This is a genomic window from Variovorax sp. FG153, from assembly GCF_057809595.1.
In genome coordinates this window covers 110,719-127,228 of the sequence record NZ_JBMDKG010000002.1, presented here as the reverse complement: position 1 = coordinate 127,228, position 16,510 = coordinate 110,719, and the positions used below count along the sequence as shown (strand labels likewise).

The window sequence follows — 16,510 nt, the reverse complement described above, 5'->3', positions numbered from 1 at the left end:
GCGCGGCGCTTCGTTTCCAGCGGTGTCGCGAGCGGGCTTTTCTGTTGCGCCGCAGCGTGCGCGCGGCACGTCAGGGCGTCGGCATCGGCCAGGCCGTGGTGTCTGGCGCGACGAGGTGCCACATCACCGGGTCGATGCCCTCGAAGGTGGCGCGGTAGCGCTGCGACAGCCGCCCTTCGCCGGTCACGTCGCGGATCACGATGCCGTCGATGCGCCCCGGGTTGTCGCGGAACACCCTGGCGTAGATCTCGGGATCGGCCTCGCCCGAATCGCCGACCAGCACGAAGCGGCGCTGCGGGAAGTCGGCCAGCAGGCGCGCGATCACGCCGAGCTTGTGGGCGCGCGAATCCTCGTCGCCCGGGATCAGCGTGCGCCAGGTCGTGCTCTCGCGCAGGTGCATGCTGCCCGGCGGAAAACCCGCCTCGCGCACGAACTCCGCCAGCGGCGGATAGAGCTGGATCGGGCTGGCCGACAGGTAGTGGAAGCGCGTGTCGGGCGCACTCGCGAGCGCGCGGTACCAGCCGGCCATGTGGGGCGCGGGCTCGAAGCGGCGCGCGAAGGTGTTGAGCAGCATCTCGCGCCGCTCGCGCACCTGGGTGCGCTTGATGGTGTCGTCGATGTCCGAGATCACCGACAGGCCCTGCGCCGGCACGATCAGCGCGCGGCCGCGGAAACGGTGCAGCAGTTCGCCGGGGCCGGTGACGGCGTGGAACTCGAGCCACTGCTGCGCGGGCGACAGCCGCGGCACCTCGATCACCTGCCGCACGTTCACCCGGCCGTCGGCGCCCGAGGGCGGCATGGTCTTGCGCCCGGGGCTGCCGTCGAATTCCACGTCGAACACCTTGCCGTCCTCCGACTCGGCATGGAACAGCGCGGTGCGCTGGTTGAAGCGCAGCTGCGCGGCCGGCGAGAGCTTCTTGAGGTTGAGACCGAGGTAGCGCGCGAAGGCGGCGTTGAGGCCCCAGCGGCGCTCGCGCTCGTAGACCCAGGCATGGATGTCGACCTCGAGCCGCCCGTCGTCGGTGGGCCGCGCGGTGCCGTTCATGAACAGCGCCTCCTCGTCGGGCTCCATCGGCTCGGCCGCCAGCGCGGGTGCGATGCCGCCGGCCGCCAGCGCCGCGCCGGCCAGCAGCGTGCGCCGGCGCAGCGCCAGTGTCATGCGCCGGCCGTGACGCGCTCGTACGTCACGAAGCTGAAGGCCAGGCCGTCCTTGGCCGACACGTGCGATTCGCGCTGCGTCTCGCGCCAGGCGCTGGCGTCGAGCACCGGCGCGAAGGCATCGCCTTCGTAGTCGCGCGCGATCTCGGTGACCAGCGCGCGGCGCGCGAGGGGCTCGGCCTCGGCATAGATCTGCGCGCCGCCGATCACCCAGACATCGGGCGCCTCGAGCCGCTCGCAGGCCTCGAGCGCCTCGCGCAGGCTGCCCACTCGCTGCGCGCCCTCGGCTTGCCAGCCGGCCTGGCGCGTGACCACGATGTTGCGGCGCCCCGGCAGCGGCCGGAAGCGCGGCGGCAGCGAGTCCCAGGTCTTGCGGCCCATGATGACCGGCGCGCCCAGCGTGCGCGCCTTGAAGTGCGCCATGTCCTCGGGCAGGTGCCAGGGGATGGTGTTGGCGGCGCCGATGACGCCGTTGGCGGCACGCGCGAAGATGAGGTTGAGGTTCATGGCGAGGGGAAGGCGGGTTCGAAGCGGCCCGATTTTGACCGCATCCGCACCCCTTGGCCCCCGCGGACGATCAGACGGCCACCGGCGCCTTGATCGGGTCGTGGTGCCGGTAGTCCTCGAACTCGAAATCCTCGTACCGGTAGTCGAAGATCGAGTCGGGCCGGCGCTTGATGCGCAACGTGGGATAGGGGTAGGGCTCGCGGCTCAGTTGCAGCGCGACCTGCTCGGCGTGGTTGCTGTAGATGTGGCAGTCGCCACCGGTCCAGATGAAGTCGCCGACGTCGAGGTCGCACTGCTGCGCCATCATGTGCGTGAGCAGCGCGTAGCTCGCGATGTTGAAGGGCACGCCGAGGAAGATGTCGGCGCTGCGCTGGTAGAGCTGGCAGCTGAGTCGGCCGCGCTCGCCGTCGTTCTGCGGCGGCGCCACGTAGAACTGGAAGAAGGCGTGGCAGGGCATCAGCGCCATCTTCGAGAGCTCGGCCACGTTCCAGGCGCTCACGATGATGCGGCGCGAATCGGGGTTGGACTTGAGCGTCTTCACGACCTCGGCGATCTGGTCGATGTGGCCGCCGTCGGGCGTGGGCCAGCTGCGCCACTGCACGCCGTACACCGGGCCCAGGTCGCCGTCCTCGCGCGCCCACTCGTCCCAGATGGTGACGCCGCGTTCCTTGAGCCAGTTGTTGTTGCTCGAGCCGGTCAGGAACCACAGCAGCTCCTGGATGATGGACTTCACGTGCACCTTCTTCGTGGTGACCAGCGGGAAGCCCTCGTTGAGGTCGAAGCGCATCTGGTGGCCGAACACGCTCCTGGTGCCGGTGCCGGTGCGGTCGCTCTTGTACACGCCGTGGGTGTCGACGTGGCGCATGAAGTCTTCGTACTGGGAGCGGATGGGGCGTTGGGTCATGGCGGTGAAAACGGCGCGCCCCGGACGGCGGGGCATGGCCCCGAATCTTATTCGGACGCGGACCGGCCCGTCCGGACCCCGGGCGAGCCCTTAAGATGAGAACTATTCTCAACATTCCGCCGCAGCCATCCCGTGTCCGCCCCCGCCATCGACGACAGTCTCCAGGTGCTCTACCGCAGCCATCACGGCTGGCTGCAGGCCTGGCTGCGCCGCCGGCTGGGCTGCGCCGAGGATGCGGCCGACCTCGCGCACGATGCCTTCGTGCGGCTGCTGGCCGCGCGCCCGCCGCAGGCGGCGCCGGTCGAGATGAAGGAGCCGCGGGCCTACCTGACGACGGTGGCGCGCGGCCTGCTGATCGACCGCTTCCGCCGCGCCGACCTCGAGCGCGCCTACCTCGCCGACCTCGCGGCGCTGCCGCCGGCGCTCTATCCCTCGCCCGAGGAGCAGTTGCAGGCGGTGCAGGCGCTGCGCGCGCTCGATGCGCTGCTCGCGAGCCTCACGCCCAAGACCCGCGCCGCCTGGCTGCACAGCCGGCTCGACGGCATGACCCATGCCGAGATCGCGCGGCAACTCGGCGTGTCGGTGCCGCGGGTGCGGCAGTACCTGGCGACGGCCGCGCGCCGCGGCTACGAACTGCGTTTCGGCGTCGCGCTGCCGGCAGCGTCGGCATGAGCGCGCAGGCCTCGGCGTCGCTGCCGGTGTCCGCGGCCGTGCTCGACGCGGCGATCGGCTGGCAGTTGCGCATGGGCTCGGGCGAGGCCGGCGCGCGCGATGCCGAAGGCCTGCGCCGCTGGCTCGACGCCCACGCCGACCACCGGCGCGCCTGGGCCCAGCTCGGCGAGCTCGACGCCCAACTGGCGCCCGCGCGCAGCGAGGCCGTGCGTTCGGCGCTGGTGCGCAGCGGCGCCGCGCGGCGCTGGAAGCAGTCCGCGGGCGTGCTGGGGCTGCTGGCCGCGCTGCTGCTGGGGCTCGGTGCCGTCGACCGCTTCGAGCCGCTGGCCACCCTGAGCGCCGACTACCGCACCGGCACCGGCGAGCGGCTCACCGTGGTGCTGCCCGACCGCAGCGTGCTGCACCTCGACACCCGCAGCGCGGTCGACCTGGCCTTCGATGGCAATCGGCGCGCGATCGTGCTGCGCGCGGGCGAGATCGCCATCGAGACCGCCCATGGCGACGCGGCCGAGCAGCGCCCCTTCGTCGTGCTCACGCCCGAGGGCAGCCTGCGCGCGCTGGGCACGCGCTTCGTGGTGCGCCGGCTCGGCGACGGCGCCGGGACGCGGCTCACGGTCACGCAGTCGGCGGTGGCGGCACGGCCGGCCACCTGCGCGGCCGATCCGGCGCAGGCCTGCGAGGGCGAACGCATCGTGCAGCAGGGCCAGAGCCTGGAACTGCGCGCCGACGGCGCCGGCACCCCCGGCCCCGCGCGCCCCGACACCGATGCCTGGAAGGACGGCATGCTGGTGGTCGACGACCAGCCGTTGTCCGAGGTGGTGGCCGAACTCGCGCGCTACCGGCCCGGTCACCTCGCAGTCGACCCGCGCGTGGCCGGCCTGCGCGTGACCGGCACGCTGCCGCTGGACGATACCGACAAGGCGCTGCTGGCGCTCACCGCCGCGCTGCCGGTCGAACTCGTGGGCGGCACGCGCTGGTGGCTGCGCATCGAGCCGAGGCAGGCACCGCGCTGAAGCCTGGATCGGGGCGGCGCCGGATTTTTTTCGGCCGCCCCCTCTCACTTTTCGAAGCTCGTCCGGCAAGCAGGAAGAGAACCCTCGTCCTTCCCCTGCCTGGAGTCCCGTCTTGTCCTCGTCCTTCCCGTTCCGTCCGACCCCGCTCGTCGCCGCGCTGCTGTTCGCCTCCGCCATGCCGGCCCTGTTGCCGACGGCAGCCCGCGCGCAGGCGCAGGCCGCCCCCATGCTGCGCGACTACGACCTGCCGCCCGGCCCGCTCGGCGCTACGCTCAACCGCATCGCGCGCGAGGCCGGGCTGGCGCTGACGGTCGATGCCGCGCTGGTCGGCCAGCGCGCCTCGGCACCGGTGCGCGGCCGCTACGACGCACCGCAGGCGCTGCGTCGCGCGCTGGCCGACAGCGGCCTCGAGCTGCTGCCGACCGACGCGGGCGGCTACACCGTGCGCGCGGGCGCGCCGGCCGCCTCCACCGCGCCGCAGGTGGTGGCGCCCGCGCCGTCCGCCATGCTGGCCGAAGTGCGCGTGAATGCCGAGCGCGGCGCCGCCGGCGGGCCGGCCGACGGCTACATCGCGCGCCGCAGCACGGCCGGCACCAAGACCGACACGCCGATCCTCGAGACGCCGCAGTCGATCTCGGTGGTCACGGCCGAGCAGATCGAGGCCCAGCAGCCCACCAGCCTGGTCGACGCCTTCAACTACACGGCCGGCGTGAGGCGCTCGGAAGGCGCCGACCGCACCACCGACTCGTTCGTGATCCGCGGCTTCCAGGCCGGCGCCGGCACGGGCAGCCTCTACCGCGACGGCTCGAAGTTCATGGTCAACGCCTACGACGGCCAGCAGGAGCTCTACGGGCTCGAGCGCGCCGAGGTGCTCAAGGGCGCGGCCTCTCTGCTCTACGGCACGGCCGCGCCCGGCGGCGTGGTCAACACCGTCACCAAGCAGCCCACGGCCGAGCCGCTGCGCGAGCTGGGCGTGGAGTTCGGCAACCGCGACCGCCGCCAGATCAAGGGCGACTTCGGCGGCAAGCTCGACGAGCAGGGCACGCTGACCTACCGGCTCACGGGCCTCGTGCGCGACAGCAACACCTTCATCGACCACGTGCCCGACGACCGGCGCTTCCTGTCGGGCGCGATCCGCTGGCAGCCGAGCGCGGCGACCTCGCTCACGCTGCAGGCCGAGTACCTGCGCAACCGCACCGACTACGTGTACGGGCTGGCCGGCGGCATCACGATCCTGCCGAACATCCACGGACCGGTGCCGAGCAGCCGCTACACCGGCACGCCGGGGCGTGACCGCTACGCCGGCACCAACGCCGCCGTCGGCTACCGTTTCGAGCATGCCTTCAGCGATCGCCTGAAGCTGCGCCACAGCGCACATGCCTTCCGTTCGGAAGTCGACTTCCCGAGCACCTCCGCCTCCGGCGTGAGTCCTGACGGCGCCAGCTCCACCTTCCATGAGTCCTACGACCGCCGCGACCGCTCGCGCGCGCGCACCACCGACACCTCGCTCGAGTACCGCGTCGACACCGGCCCCGTCGCGCACACGCTGCTGGCCGGCGTGGACACCACCTACCAGTCCTACACCACGCGGCGCGCGTCGCGCGAGATCGCGACCCAGTTCAACTACTACGCGCCGAACTACGTCTACGTCGCGGGTGCGCCGGTACCGAACACCTACTTCCCCGACATGGCCGGCAATGCCACCGGGCTGTACCTGCAGGACCAGATGAAGATCGCCGGGCGCTGGGTGGTGGTGCTCGGCGCGCGGCACGACCGCGTGACCGACCGCCAGGTGCCGGTCGACGGCGAGACCGCGAACTCGAAGGAGAAGACCTCGGCCACCACCGGCCGCGCCGGCCTGGTCTACCTGGCCGACAACGGGCTCGCGCCGTTCGCGAGCTTCAGCCAGTCGTTCCAGCCGCAGAGCGGCGTCGACCGCATGGGCGCGCGCTTCGAGCCCACGCGCGGCGAGCAGTACGAGCTCGGCCTGCGCTACCAGCCGCCGGGCAGCGACACCCTGCTGAGCGCGGCCGTCTACCAGCTCAGGCAGCAGAACGTGCTGTCCACCGACCCCGTCGACACCGGCTTCTCGGTGCAGACCGGCGAGGTGCGCTCGCGCGGGCTGGAGATCGAGTTGCGCACGCGCATCGGCCGCTCCGCCAGCCTGATCGCCGCCTATGCCTACACCGACGCGCGCGTCACCGCCGACACCACCGCCGCCAACGTCGGCAAGCGGCGCGGCAACGTGCCCTACAACACCTTCTCGGCCTGGGGCGAGTACGACTTCGGCGCGGCCGGCGCGCCGGGCCTGCGCGCGGGGCTGGGCGTGCGCCACGTGGGCGCTTCCACCGGGCTCTACGTGAACGGCATCGTGCCCTCGTACACCGTGTTCGACGCGATGGTGTCGTACGACACCGGCCACTGGCGCTACGCGTTCAACCTCACGAACCTGGCCGACAAGGCCTACATCGCCTCGTGCACCTACGGCTGCTTCTACGGCGAGCGGCGCAAGGCGGTGGCGTCCGCGACCTACCGCTGGTAGGTCGCAGCGCTTAGCATGAGGGGCATGAGCGAACACACCCACGACCACGGCGATGACCACAGCGAGCTCGATGAGATGGACCTGCGCGTGCGCGCGCTCGAGAGCGTGCTCACCGAGAAGGGCTACATCGAGCCGGCCGCGCTCGATGCGCTGATCGACACCTACCAGACCCGCATCGGCCCGCGCAACGGCGCGCGCGTGGTGGCAAGGGCCTGGGTCGACCCGGCCTTTCGCGACTGGTTGCTGGCCGACGCCACCGCGGCCATCGCCTCGCTGGGCTACACCGGCCGCCAGGGCGAGCACATGGTGGCGGTGGCCAACAGCGACGATCAGCACCACATGGTGGTCTGTACCCTGTGCAGCTGCTACCCGTGGCCGGTGCTGGGCCTGCCGCCCACCTGGTACAAGAGCGCGCCCTACCGCTCGCGCGCGGTGCGCGACCCGCGCGGCGTGCTCGCGGACTTCGGCACCGTGCTGCCCGAGACCACGCGCATCCGGATCTGGGATTCGACCGCGGAGGTGCGTTACCTCGTGATTCCGCAGCGGCCCGCGGGCACCGAGCACCTGGGCGAGGAGGAGCTCGCGGCGCTGGTGTCGCGCGATTCGATGATCGGCACCCGGCTCGCCGATGCGCCGGGGCAGGGGAGCCAGCCATGAGCTACCGGACCCAGGCCGACCTCGGCGGCCGCACCGGCTTCGGCGCGGTGCAGCCCGAGCCCGAGGGCGAGCTGTTCCATGCCGACTGGGAACCGCGCGCGCTCGCGCTGGTGCTCGCGATGGGCGCCACCGGTTCATGGAACATCGATGCGAGCCGCGCCGTGCGCGAGACCTTGCCGCACTACCTGCAACTGAGCTACTACCGGATCTGGCTCACTGCGCTCGAGCGGCTGATGATCGAGCGCGGCCAGCTGTTCGAGGACGAGATCGCGCAGGGCCGCATGCTGCATGCGCCCGCGCCCGTCAAGCGCGTGCTGCAGGCGGCCGACGTGGCCGCGGTGCTGGCCAGGGGCTCGCCCACCGAGCGGCCGGCCGCGGCGCCCGCGCGCTTCGCGATCGGCCAGGCGGTGCGCATGCGCGCGGGCCGCGTCGACCATCACACGCGGCTGCCGGGCTATGTGCAGGGGCGGCGCGGCACCGTCGAGCGGCTGCATGGCGCGCATGTGTTCGCCGACAGCAACGCGCAGGGCGCGGGCGAGGCGCCGCAGTGGCTCTACACGGTGGTGTTCGAGGAAGCGGAACTCTGGGGCGGCGCGGCGCAGAGGCTCGCGGTGTCGGTCGATGCCTGGGAAAGCTACCTGGAGGCAGCCGAATGACGCAGTATCCCGACGGGATGCTGGCCCCCGGCATGCCACGCGACGCCGACGGCCCGGTCTTCGGCGCGCCCTGGCAGGCCCAGGCCTTCGCGATGACGCTGGCGCTGCACGAGAAGGGCCTGTTCAGCTGGAGCGAATGGGCCGAGACCCTGGCCGCGCAGATCCAGGCCGCGCAGGCCGCGGGCGACCCCGATGCGGGCGACACCTACTACCGGCACTGGCTCGCCGCGCTCGAGACGCTGGTGGCGCGCAAGGGCGCGAGTTCGCAAGACGAACTGGGGCGCTACCGCGAGGCCTGGGACCACGCGGCCGACCGCACGCCACATGGGCAGCCGATCGAGTTGCGGCCTGGCGACTTCGGGTCTTGACTCCTTCCCCCGCTGGGGGAAGGCCGGGATGGGGGCCAGCGCCCGCACAGGAGCTTCGTGCGGATGCGCAAGCCGTCGTGCACCCACCCCGACCCTCCCCCAGCGGGGGGAGGGAGAAAGTCCTCAGACCCGAATCACCCGCCCCGGATTCAGGATGTTCTTCGGATCGAGCCCGCGCTTGATCGCGCGCATCATCTCGAGCGCCACCGGCGACTTGTGCTTCTCGAGCGTGTCGACCTTGAGCGAACCCACGCCATGCTCGGCCGAGAACGAGCCGCCGAACTTCTCGACCGCCTCGTAGACCAGCGTGTTGATGCGGTCTTCCTCGTTCTTCAGGAAGGCCTTGGTATCGACGTTCTCGGGCGCCTGCACGTTGTAGTGCAGGTTGCCGTCGCCCAGGTGGCCGAAGTTCACCAGCCGCACGCCGGCGATCTCGCGCGCCAGCAGCGCGTCGGTCTCGGCCACGAAGGCCGGGATGCGCGAGACGGGGATCGAGATGTCGTGCTTGATGTTGAGGCCTTCCTCGGCCTGCGCGAGCGGAATGCTCTCGCGGATGTGCCAGAGCTGGTGCGCCTGCGCGAGGTTCTCGGCCACCACCGCGTCGGTCACGCAGCCGTCCTCGAAGGCGGTTTCGAGCAGGGCCTCGAAGCGCGCGCGCGCGTGATCCTCCGATTCGCTGTCGGAGTTCTCGAGCAGCACGCAGTAGGGCACGTTCTCGTCGCCGATGAAGGGCACGCGCAGTTGCGGCATGTGCTTGTCGACCAGGCTCAGCGCGAACTTGCCCATCACCTCGAAGCCCGTGAGGCCCGGGCCCAGCTGCTTGTGGGCCAGGCCCAGCAGCGTGACCGCGTGGTCGAGCGAGGGCACGGCGGCCCAGGCCGTGAGCTGCGCGGCCGGCAGCGGGTAGAGCTTCATCGTGGCCGCCGTGATGATGCCCAGCGTGCCCTCGCTGCCGACGAACAGGTCGCGCAGGTCGTAGCCGGTGTTGTCCTTGCGCAGGCCGCTGGTGCCGTGCCAGATCTCGCCCTGCGGCGTGACGACCTCCAGGCCCAGGCACAGCTCGCGCGTGTTGCCGTAGCGCACGACCTGCGTGCCGCCGGCATTGGTCGCGAGGTTGCCGCCGATGGTGCAGCTGCCCTCGGCCGCGAGGCTCAGCGGGAACAGGTAGCCGGCCTTCTCGGCGGTCTCCTGCAGGGTCTGCAGGATGCAGCCCGACTCCACCGTCATCGTGAGGTTGGCCGCGTCGATGCCGCGGATGGCGTTGAGCCGCTGCAGGCTCAGCACCACCTGGGTGCCGCTGTCGTCGGGAATGGAGCCGACCGCCAGGCCGGTGTTGCCGCCCTGCGGGATCACGGCGGTGCCGGCCTCGGCGCAGGCCTTGACCACCTCGGCCACCTGCTGCGCATCGGCCGGGCGCACCACGGCCAGCGCCTTGCCGCGCGAGCGCTTGCGCCAGTCCTGTTCGTAGGCCGTGAGGTCGCCCTCGTTGAGCAGGTGGTTGGCGCCGACGATGGCGCGCAGCCGCTCGAGCAGGGCGGCGGAAGAAGCGGAAGGGGTCATGGGGTGGAAGCCTCCAGGGGACGGGCGGCGGCCTTGGCGTGGCGCAGCCGCAGGCGGACATGCCAGGCGCAGGCGACGAAGAGCACCAGGCACAGCAGCACCTCGGCCAGCGCGAGCAGCTGGCTGATGCCGTTGGTGTCGCTCCAGGCGCGCACCACGCCCTCGGTGAAATAGAGCCAGACCATCAGGCTGACCCAGCGGTAGGTGTACATGCGGTTCTTCAGCAGGCCGGCCAGCGGGATGGCGAGCGGCAGCACCTTGAGTGCCATCAGCGAACCACCGGGGCGCAGCGGCGCCAGCCAGAGTTCCCAGGCCAGGCCCAGCACGATCAGCCCGGCGAGGCTGCCGACCGCGAGCCAGCGGGTGGTCGCGACGGAGGAGGGCGGGGGCGGGGAGAGGCTCACGGGCGGCGAAGGTGAAGAGGGCAAGGGGGAGATCCGGGGGCGCCCTCGCTGCGGGAACATGAAAGGCGGATGGCATGATACCGGCCATGAATCGTCGTCAGCTCTGGAGGGATCTCTCCCGTTTCCCCTGGCGAAACACCGCGGCGGTGCTCGGGGAGCGTTTTCGCGAGGACCGCCTCGGCCTCACGGCCAGCAGCCTGACCTTCACCACCACCATCGCGATGGTGCCGTTCTTCACGGTGGCGCTCGCGCTGTTCACCGTGTTCCCGATGTTCGCCAAGATGCAGGGCCGCCTGCAGCGCTGGCTGATCGAGAGCCTGATCCCCGAGAACATCGCGCGCCAGGTGCTGGGCTACCTCAACCAGTTCGCGAGCAAGGCCAGCGGCCTGGGGATCGCGGGCCTGATCGTGCTGCTGATCACCGCCATCGCGCTGATCCTCACCATCGACAAGACGCTCAACAACATCTGGCGCGTGCGCTCGCCGCGGCCGTTCGCGCAGCGGGTGCTGATCTACTGGGCCACGATCACGCTCGGGCCGCTGATCCTGGCGGTGAGCCTGTCCACCACCTCCTATGTGTTCGCGGCCTCGCGCGACGTGGTGGGCGTGAGCGCGGTCAAGCTGTTCTTCGACGCCTTCGAGTTCGTGCTGCTGGCCGCCGGCATGGCCTCGCTCTACCACTACGTGCCCAACACCAATGTGCGCTGGTCGCATGCCTGGGCCGGCGGCGTGTTCGTGGCGGCGGCGATCGAGATCGCCAAGCGCGTGCTGGGCTACTACCTGAGCCTGGTGCCGACCTATTCGGTGCTCTATGGCGCCTTCGCCACCTTCCCGATCCTGCTGGTGTGGATCTACGTGGCCTGGGTCATCGTGCTGCTGGGCGCGGTGATCGCGGCCTACCTGCCGAGCCTCCTGACCGGCGTGGCCCGGCGCGGCGGCGGCGCCGGCTGGCCGCTGCAACTGGCGATGGAGGTGCTGCAGCAGCTCGCCCGGGCCCGCGCGACGCCCGACAAGGGCGCGGGCGCGGCGCGGCTGGTGGCCTCGATGCGCGTGGACGCGCTGCAACTGGTGCCGGTGCTCGACACCCTGGTGGCGCTCGACTGGATCGCGCCGCTGGCCGAGGACGGCGATGGCGGCGACCCGCGCTACGTGCTGCTGGCCGACCCGTCGACGCCGATCGAGCCGCTGCTCGAGGCGCTCCTGATGCCCAAGGCCGAGCCGCTCGAGGACCTGTGGCAGAAGGGGCCGCTGCGCTCGCTGCGGCTGGGCGACGTGCTGTTGATCTAGCAGCCGGGCTCAGATCTTCACGCGGCCCAGCCAGATGTCGCGGTACATCGCCCAGTCGCCCATGAAGCTGTAGAGCGGCCGCTTGAACGAGGCCGGCTTGTTCTTCTCGAAGCCGAAATGCCCGACCCAGGCGAAGCCGTAGCCGACCAGCAGCCCGGCCAGCAGCCACAGCGGATTGAGCGTCAGCACCAGCATCGCGAGGCAGGCCAGCGACAGCGTGGAGCCCGCGAAATGCAGCCGCCGGCAGGTGCGGTTGGCGTGTTCGGTCAGGTAGAAGGGATAGAACTCCGCGAAGCTCGTGAACTGGCGCGGATCGACGCTCGCAGCGGAGGGAGTGGCGGTGGAGGTGTTCATCGTGCGTCTCCTGCGCCCCGGAGGGGCTTTGTCCATAATAGCCACGACCTTCCGGGCGCACCACCCGGGTCTTTCTTCCCCCTTCTGCCCACGTACGAGCCTTGAGCGCCCTGCCTTCCACCCCCGATTCCGCCGCGCCGGCCGGCGGCGCGCCCTGGGTCGTGTGCCTGTGCGCCGAGTGGTGCGGCACCTGCCGCGACTACCGGCCGCTGTTCGAGCAGGTGGCGCGCGCGCATCCCGGGCTGCGCTTCGCCTGGGTCGACATCGAGGACCATGCCGACATCGCCGACGAGTTCGACGTCGAGACCTTCCCGACCCTGCTGGTGGCCGATGCCGCGGGCACGCGCTTCCTCGGCCCGCTGCTGCCGCATGCCGAAACGCTGTCGCGCATGCTGACCGCGCTGCCGGCGCCGCAGCCCTCGAGCCTGCATGCCGAGCTGCTGGTGGCGGTGCTCGAGAAGAAGCCCGCGCTCTTTACAGTGCCGCGGGCCGCCTGATCTACTCGGCTCGTCCACACACGCGGCCCGCGGGGCCGGCCCTCCCATGAAAGTCCTCGTCTTCGGTGCCACCGGCATGGTCGGTTTCGGCGTGCTGCGCGAATGCCTGCTTGCTCCCGACGTGGAGGAGGTCGTGGCCGTCGGCCGCCGGCCCAGCGGCCAGCAGCATCCCAAGCTGCGCGATCTCGTGCTTCCCGACATGTACGACTACACGGCGGCCGAGCCGCGGCTCACGGGCTTCGACGCCTGCTTCTTCTGCCTCGGCGTGTCCTCGGTCGGCATGAAGGAGGACGCGTACCGCCGCGTGACCTACGACCTCACGCTGGCCGCCGCCACCGTGCTCGCGCGGCTCAATCCCGAGATGACCTTCGCCTACGTGACCGGCGCCGGCACCGACAGCAGCGAGCGCGGCCGCAGCATGTGGGCGCGCGTGAAGGGCGCGACCGAGAACGCGCTGCTGAAGCTCCCGTTCCGGGCCGCCTACATGTTCAGGCCCGGCGCGATCCAGCCGCTGCACGGCGCGAACACCAAGACGCCGCTGTACAAGGCGGGCATCGTGCTGCTCACGCCGGTGTTCGGGCTCGCGCGACGGCTGTGGCCGCATCTGGTGACCACCACCGAGAACATGGGGCTCGCGATGCTGGCGGTGGCGCGGCATGGAGCGAGCAAGCGGGTGCTCGACCCGCTCGACATCAACGACCTGGCCGCGCGCGGCTAGCGCGGCTTCGCCTCAGCGCGAGACGAAATCCCGCAGCGCGAACAGCACCGCGTCGGGCGCCTCGCTCATCAGCGCGTGGCCCGCGTGCACCGTCACCGTCCGCCCGTCGCGCGCCTTGGCGGCCAGGGCCTTCACGGCGCGCGGCGGCGTCATCTGGTCGGCGTCGCCGAGCAGGAACAGCACCGGGCACTGCACCTTCTCCATCGCCGCCTCGCCGCCCGCGTAGTCGTTGCAGGCCTTGAAGCCGACGTGGAACACGTTGGCCTCGCGGTTGCTCGCGAGCACGCGGCGCATCAGCGCGCGCGAGCTGCCGTAGAGCCAGGTGCCCGGGCCGAGCGCCGAGGGCGGCGGCGCCAGCAGCGCATGCGAGAAGGTGTTGACCATCGCGATCGCGCGCTCGGGGTCGTTGAGCGAACTCTCGAGCAGCGCCGGCGACACCACCATCGGGTAGGCGGTGCCGACCATCGCCAGGTGCGTCACGCGCTCCGGCGCGCGCGCGGCCGCTTCCAGCGCGATCAGCGAGCCGAAGCTGTGGCCGATCAGCGCCGCTTTTTGCACGCCCGCCGCGTCGAGCAGCGCGAGCACGAACTGCGCGGCCTCCTCGACGCTGGCCGGCGGCGGGCCCTCGCTCTTGCAGTGGCCCGGCAGGTCAACCGCGAGCACGTTCCAGCCGTGGTTGGCGAACCAGCGGCTCTGCAGGATCCAGACGCTGTGGTCGTTGAGCACGCCGTGGACGAAGACCACGGTGGGCTTGGCGGCATCGAAGGGCTTGCCGCCGGTGTAGCAATAGGTGGGATGGTGGTTGACGTCGAACGTGCTCATGCGTGTTCCTCGATGGCTTCCTGTCTTTGTGGTGCGTGCGGGCCGGCGCTCATCGCGCGGCCTCCCAGCGCTGCAGTCGCTGCAGCGCGCGTTCGAACAGCCGCGCGGCCGCCAGTGCGAGCGCCGCGTCGCCGGGCTTGATCTGCCGGCCTTTGCCGGCGTCCTGCTGGAAGCCGTACATCACCCAGGCCGGCCCGGTGTCGGTGGCCGGCACGATCTGGTAGATGAAGTGATAAGGGTCGTAGGCCAGCTCGGGCAGCGTGGGATCGGTGTCGCGCTTGCGGTCCACGCTCAGGCCGACCCAGGCCCCGCCCGAGGCGCCGAGGTACGGGCCGATGCGGCAGATACCGAGGTCGGTGTCGCGTCCGTCGAGCACGCCCTGCGCGTGCAGCCGGGCGATGGTGGCCTCGATGCGTTCGAGCGGGGCGGCGGCGGCCAGCCGCTGCCAGGCCGCGTCGGCCTCGCTCACGCGCCGCTGCAGTTCGGCCCACACGGGCGGCAACTGCGCGATCGGCGCTTCGGTCCATTCGGCCGGCGGTGCGTGGCCCGTGGGGCTGTGGGCCAGGTAGAGCCGCGCGGTCGGCGCCTTGCCGCGCAGTCGACCGAACAGGCCCGGCGCTTCGTTGAGCACGCCGAACTGCCAGGTGGGCACGGCGAGCGGGGCTTCGTCCTCGCCGTCGTGGACATCGCCGCCGCGCCGGATCTGTGCGTAGATGGGCAGCGTCTCGTCGCCCATCTCGCCGTCCTTGCGCAGCTCGAAGGACCAGCCGTCGTCGGACAGGGCCGCGAAGCGCACCACCGCGTAGCCGTCGTCGAGGAACGGCGCCCGGGCCCAGCCGAGCATGGCGGCCACCTCGGGCGCGGCCGCCTGCGCGAGGGCGGGGCGTTCATGTGGGTCGGGCGTGTCGAGCGCACGCTCGCAGCGCTCGGCCTGGGCCTCGTCGCCCAGCAGGCGCCAGGCCTGTGCCAGGTGCCGGCACAGGCCGTCGCTCAGGCGGTCGCTGGCCAGCAGTTCGCGCGCGATCCGTTCGACCGGCCCGCGCAGGCCCAACCGGGCGGCGGCCTGGGCGCCCAGCGCCATCAGCACCGCGCGGCGCGTCTCGGCCTCGACGTCGGAGATCAGTTCGGACAGCGGCGTGCCCGCGTGCGCGGCGCGCAGGTCCATCAGCTCGAGCACCTGCGCCGGCTGGCCGAGCCGTTCGAAGGCCCAGGCCACCTCGCACGCCGCCTGCTCGACCGGCCAGTCGTCGCCGAAAGCGCGCCGCAGCACGGTCCACGAGTCGACGACGCCGGCCCAGTCCCCGATGCGCGCCTGGCAGCGCAGCCGCCCGTGGTACTGCTCCCAGAACGGCGATACGGCCCAGCCCTTGTCGTGCCAGGGAATGGCCTGCGCGAACTTCTCCTGCCGAAAGCCGCCGGCGATCGCGAGGTTGTTGCACAGCATCGCGTAGATGTGGGGCTCGGCGTCCAGCGGGCCGCCCTCGCCGGTGGCGAAGTAGTGCTCGAAGCGCGCCGCGCCGAGCTCATAGGCCCGTGCCTCCACGGCCTTCACGCGCGCGAGGTCCTGGCTGCCCGTGTATTGGCCTTCCTGCTGCTGCAGCAACTCGACCACCTCCGCCAGTTCGCAGCCGGCGCTGTAATAGTCGCCGCCGCCGAGGTCGGGGTGCTCGGGCCATTGGATGGCCTCGAGGTCGAAGGGCCGGCCCATGCGGTAGTCGAGCAGCGCGCGCCAGACCGGCACGCGCGGATCGGCCGAGCGCGCCATGCAGGCATCGAGGTCGGCCGCTGCGCCTTCGAGGTCGCCGGCGTTGTCGCGTGCCCGTGCGCGGATGCGCAGTGCCGCCGGCAGGCCGCCGGCGCGCGCGTGCATTGCCTCGATGGCGCGCAGGCGCTCGGGCGCCGAGTCTTCACCGGGGTCGCCGAGCGAGGCACGCATGAGCGCAGCCCAGACCCACGGATGGCCATGGTCGTCGCCGAGCGAGCGCAGGCGTTCGACGATGCGCTGCGCCTCCTCTTCGGTGCAGCCACCGGTCTTGAACATCGCGTCGTGATAGAGCCGGCCCGCCACGTCGTGGTCGCCGTCTTCCCAGGCCCAGTCGGCCACCTCGAACCAGGCTTGCGGCAGTGCGATCGAGCCCAGGCGCGTGACCGCCTCGAGCATCAGCGCACGCGATTCGGGGTGGCGTCCGAGTCGGCGCGCGAGGTGGGCCTGCTCGTAGAGCGAGCGGCCGGCTTCCTGCCAATGGTGCGGCATGCGCGGCACGCTGGCGAGCAGTGCGGCGCGCTGGCGCTCGTAGCCGTCCATCGCCTCGGCGGCGTCGTCCACGCTCATCGAAGTACCTTCGTGCTTCGCACTGCGGTGCGAGCTTGCCTGGGGTGGCCCGGCGCGGCG

17 protein-coding genes are annotated in these 16,510 nt (G+C 71.6%); 9 read left to right on the top strand and 8 right to left on the bottom strand.

Annotated elements, in window-relative coordinates; translation table 11 throughout:
- Window positions 1-70: 70 nt before the first annotated feature.
- The 3 genes from ACODT0_RS03645 to ACODT0_RS03635 form a co-directional block, all read right to left on the bottom strand.
- The gene (locus tag ACODT0_RS03645) at window positions 71-1,159 is read right to left on the bottom strand and encodes a phosphatidate phosphatase App1 family protein (protein ID WP_489040604.1); all 1,089 of its coding nucleotides are present in this window, start codon (window positions 1,157-1,159) and stop codon (window positions 71-73) included.
- Complete coding sequence (locus ACODT0_RS03640; protein WP_489040603.1) at window positions 1,156-1,665, bottom strand: dihydrofolate reductase; 510 nt, start codon at window positions 1,663-1,665, stop codon at window positions 1,156-1,158. Before ACODT0_RS03640 ends, ACODT0_RS03645 begins: the two co-directional genes overlap by 4 nt.
- Window positions 1,666-1,735: 70 nt before the next feature.
- On the bottom strand, window positions 1,736-2,569 hold the full coding sequence (locus tag ACODT0_RS03635; protein ID WP_261210415.1) for a thymidylate synthase: 834 nt from the start codon (window positions 2,567-2,569) through the stop codon (window positions 1,736-1,738).
- Window positions 2,570-2,701: 132 nt separating this feature from the next.
- Between ACODT0_RS03635 and ACODT0_RS03630 the strand changes: the two genes are divergently transcribed.
- The 6 genes from ACODT0_RS03630 (at window position 2,702) to ACODT0_RS03605 (ending at window position 8,477) form a co-directional block, all read left to right on the top strand.
- Window positions 2,702-3,241, top strand: coding sequence for a sigma-70 family RNA polymerase sigma factor (locus ACODT0_RS03630; protein WP_261210417.1), 540 nt, complete (start codon window positions 2,702-2,704; stop codon window positions 3,239-3,241).
- Window positions 3,238-4,254 (top strand): FecR domain-containing protein, encoded by a 1,017-nt coding sequence (locus tag ACODT0_RS03625; RefSeq protein WP_489040602.1) that lies wholly within the window; start codon window positions 3,238-3,240, stop codon window positions 4,252-4,254. The genes ACODT0_RS03630 and ACODT0_RS03625 overlap by 4 nt, the downstream gene beginning before the upstream one ends.
- A 112-nt stretch (window positions 4,255-4,366) precedes the next feature.
- On the top strand, window positions 4,367-6,796 hold the full coding sequence (locus tag ACODT0_RS03620) for a TonB-dependent siderophore receptor (protein ID WP_489040601.1): 2,430 nt from the start codon (window positions 4,367-4,369) through the stop codon (window positions 6,794-6,796).
- Between the two features lie 24 nt (window positions 6,797-6,820).
- On the top strand, window positions 6,821-7,453 hold the full coding sequence (gene nthA / locus ACODT0_RS03615; protein WP_172705377.1) for a nitrile hydratase subunit alpha: 633 nt from the start codon (window positions 6,821-6,823) through the stop codon (window positions 7,451-7,453).
- The gene (gene nthB / locus ACODT0_RS03610) at window positions 7,450-8,109 is read left to right on the top strand and encodes a nitrile hydratase subunit beta (RefSeq protein ID WP_489040600.1); all 660 of its coding nucleotides are present in this window, start codon (window positions 7,450-7,452) and stop codon (window positions 8,107-8,109) included. The genes nthA and nthB overlap by 4 nt, the downstream gene beginning before the upstream one ends.
- Window positions 8,106-8,477 carry a nitrile hydratase accessory protein gene (locus ACODT0_RS03605; protein WP_489040599.1) on the top strand — a complete coding sequence of 124 codons (372 nt, stop codon included), beginning with the start codon at window positions 8,106-8,108 and terminating at the stop codon, window positions 8,475-8,477. Before nthB ends, ACODT0_RS03605 begins: the two co-directional genes overlap by 4 nt.
- A 123-nt stretch (window positions 8,478-8,600) precedes the next feature.
- Here the strand turns inward: ACODT0_RS03605 and ACODT0_RS03600 are convergent, their stop codons facing one another.
- Window positions 8,601-10,037, bottom strand: coding sequence for an FAD-binding oxidoreductase (locus ACODT0_RS03600; RefSeq protein ID WP_413764043.1), 1,437 nt, complete (start codon window positions 10,035-10,037; stop codon window positions 8,601-8,603).
- Window positions 10,034-10,501, bottom strand: coding sequence for a DUF2069 domain-containing protein (locus ACODT0_RS03595; protein WP_409976509.1), 468 nt, complete (start codon window positions 10,499-10,501; stop codon window positions 10,034-10,036). Before ACODT0_RS03595 ends, ACODT0_RS03600 begins: the two co-directional genes overlap by 4 nt.
- Before the next feature lie 14 nt (window positions 10,502-10,515).
- Here ACODT0_RS03595 and ACODT0_RS03590 point away from each other — a divergent pair, with 14 nt between their 5' ends.
- Window positions 10,516-11,727 carry a YihY family inner membrane protein gene (locus ACODT0_RS03590; protein WP_261210433.1) on the top strand — a complete coding sequence of 404 codons (1,212 nt, stop codon included), beginning with the start codon at window positions 10,516-10,518 and terminating at the stop codon, window positions 11,725-11,727.
- A 9-nt stretch (window positions 11,728-11,736) separates the two neighbouring features.
- Here the strand turns inward: ACODT0_RS03590 and ACODT0_RS03585 are convergent, their stop codons facing one another.
- On the bottom strand, window positions 11,737-12,081 hold the full coding sequence (locus ACODT0_RS03585) for an Mpo1-like protein (protein WP_296735874.1): 345 nt from the start codon (window positions 12,079-12,081) through the stop codon (window positions 11,737-11,739).
- Between the two features lie 101 nt (window positions 12,082-12,182).
- On the opposite strand from ACODT0_RS03585, the gene ACODT0_RS03580 reads away from it, so the two are divergent.
- Together ACODT0_RS03580 and ACODT0_RS03575 are read left to right on the top strand one after the other, a co-directional pair.
- Window positions 12,183-12,578 (top strand): thioredoxin family protein, encoded by a 396-nt coding sequence (locus ACODT0_RS03580; RefSeq protein ID WP_057592410.1) that lies wholly within the window; start codon window positions 12,183-12,185, stop codon window positions 12,576-12,578.
- A gap of 46 nt (window positions 12,579-12,624) precedes the next feature.
- Window positions 12,625-13,296 (top strand): Rossmann-fold NAD(P)-binding domain-containing protein, encoded by a 672-nt coding sequence (locus ACODT0_RS03575; protein ID WP_261210438.1) that lies wholly within the window; start codon window positions 12,625-12,627, stop codon window positions 13,294-13,296.
- 12 nt (window positions 13,297-13,308) lie between these two features.
- Here ACODT0_RS03575 and ACODT0_RS03570 read toward each other — a convergent pair whose 3' ends face one another.
- Together ACODT0_RS03570 and ACODT0_RS03565 are read right to left on the bottom strand one after the other, a co-directional pair.
- Window positions 13,309-14,118, bottom strand: a complete 810-nt coding sequence (locus ACODT0_RS03570) for an alpha/beta fold hydrolase (protein ID WP_057592412.1) — start codon at window positions 14,116-14,118, stop codon at window positions 13,309-13,311.
- 49 nt (window positions 14,119-14,167) lie between these two features.
- Window positions 14,168-16,450, bottom strand: a complete 2,283-nt coding sequence (locus ACODT0_RS03565; RefSeq protein ID WP_489040598.1) for a hypothetical protein — start codon at window positions 16,448-16,450, stop codon at window positions 14,168-14,170.
- Window positions 16,451-16,510 lie beyond the last annotated feature (60 nt).

What these genes read in the sequence shown, in the direction of transcription:
- ACODT0_RS03645 (WP_489040604.1), bottom strand. Translation starts at nt 1,159, where the DNA reads ATGACACTGGCGCTGCGCCGGCGCACGCTGCTGGCCGGCGCGGCGCTG.
- ACODT0_RS03585 (WP_296735874.1), bottom strand. Translation starts at nt 12,081, where the DNA reads ATGAACACCTCCACCGCCACTCCCTCCGCTGCGAGCGTCGATCCGCGC.
- ACODT0_RS03595 (WP_409976509.1), bottom strand. Translation starts at nt 10,501, where the DNA reads ATGTTCCCGCAGCGAGGGCGCCCCCGGATCTCCCCCTTGCCCTCTTCA.
- ACODT0_RS03635 (WP_261210415.1), bottom strand. Translation starts at nt 2,569, where the DNA reads ATGACCCAACGCCCCATCCGCTCCCAGTACGAAGACTTCATGCGCCAC.
- ACODT0_RS03575 (WP_261210438.1), top strand. Translation starts at nt 12,625, where the DNA reads ATGAAAGTCCTCGTCTTCGGTGCCACCGGCATGGTCGGTTTCGGCGTG.
- ACODT0_RS03565 (WP_489040598.1), bottom strand. Translation starts at nt 16,450, where the DNA reads ATGAGCGTGGACGACGCCGCCGAGGCGATGGACGGCTACGAGCGCCAG.
- nthB (WP_489040600.1), top strand. Translation starts at nt 7,450, where the DNA reads ATGAGCTACCGGACCCAGGCCGACCTCGGCGGCCGCACCGGCTTCGGC.
- ACODT0_RS03600 (WP_413764043.1), bottom strand. Translation starts at nt 10,037, where the DNA reads ATGACCCCTTCCGCTTCTTCCGCCGCCCTGCTCGAGCGGCTGCGCGCC.
- ACODT0_RS03605 (WP_489040599.1), top strand. Translation starts at nt 8,106, where the DNA reads ATGACGCAGTATCCCGACGGGATGCTGGCCCCCGGCATGCCACGCGAC.
- ACODT0_RS03625 (WP_489040602.1), top strand. Translation starts at nt 3,238, where the DNA reads ATGAGCGCGCAGGCCTCGGCGTCGCTGCCGGTGTCCGCGGCCGTGCTC.
- nthA (WP_172705377.1), top strand. Translation starts at nt 6,821, where the DNA reads ATGAGCGAACACACCCACGACCACGGCGATGACCACAGCGAGCTCGAT.
- ACODT0_RS03590 (WP_261210433.1), top strand. Translation starts at nt 10,516, where the DNA reads ATGATACCGGCCATGAATCGTCGTCAGCTCTGGAGGGATCTCTCCCGT.
- ACODT0_RS03570 (WP_057592412.1), bottom strand. Translation starts at nt 14,118, where the DNA reads ATGAGCACGTTCGACGTCAACCACCATCCCACCTATTGCTACACCGGC.
- ACODT0_RS03640 (WP_489040603.1), bottom strand. Translation starts at nt 1,665, where the DNA reads ATGAACCTCAACCTCATCTTCGCGCGTGCCGCCAACGGCGTCATCGGC.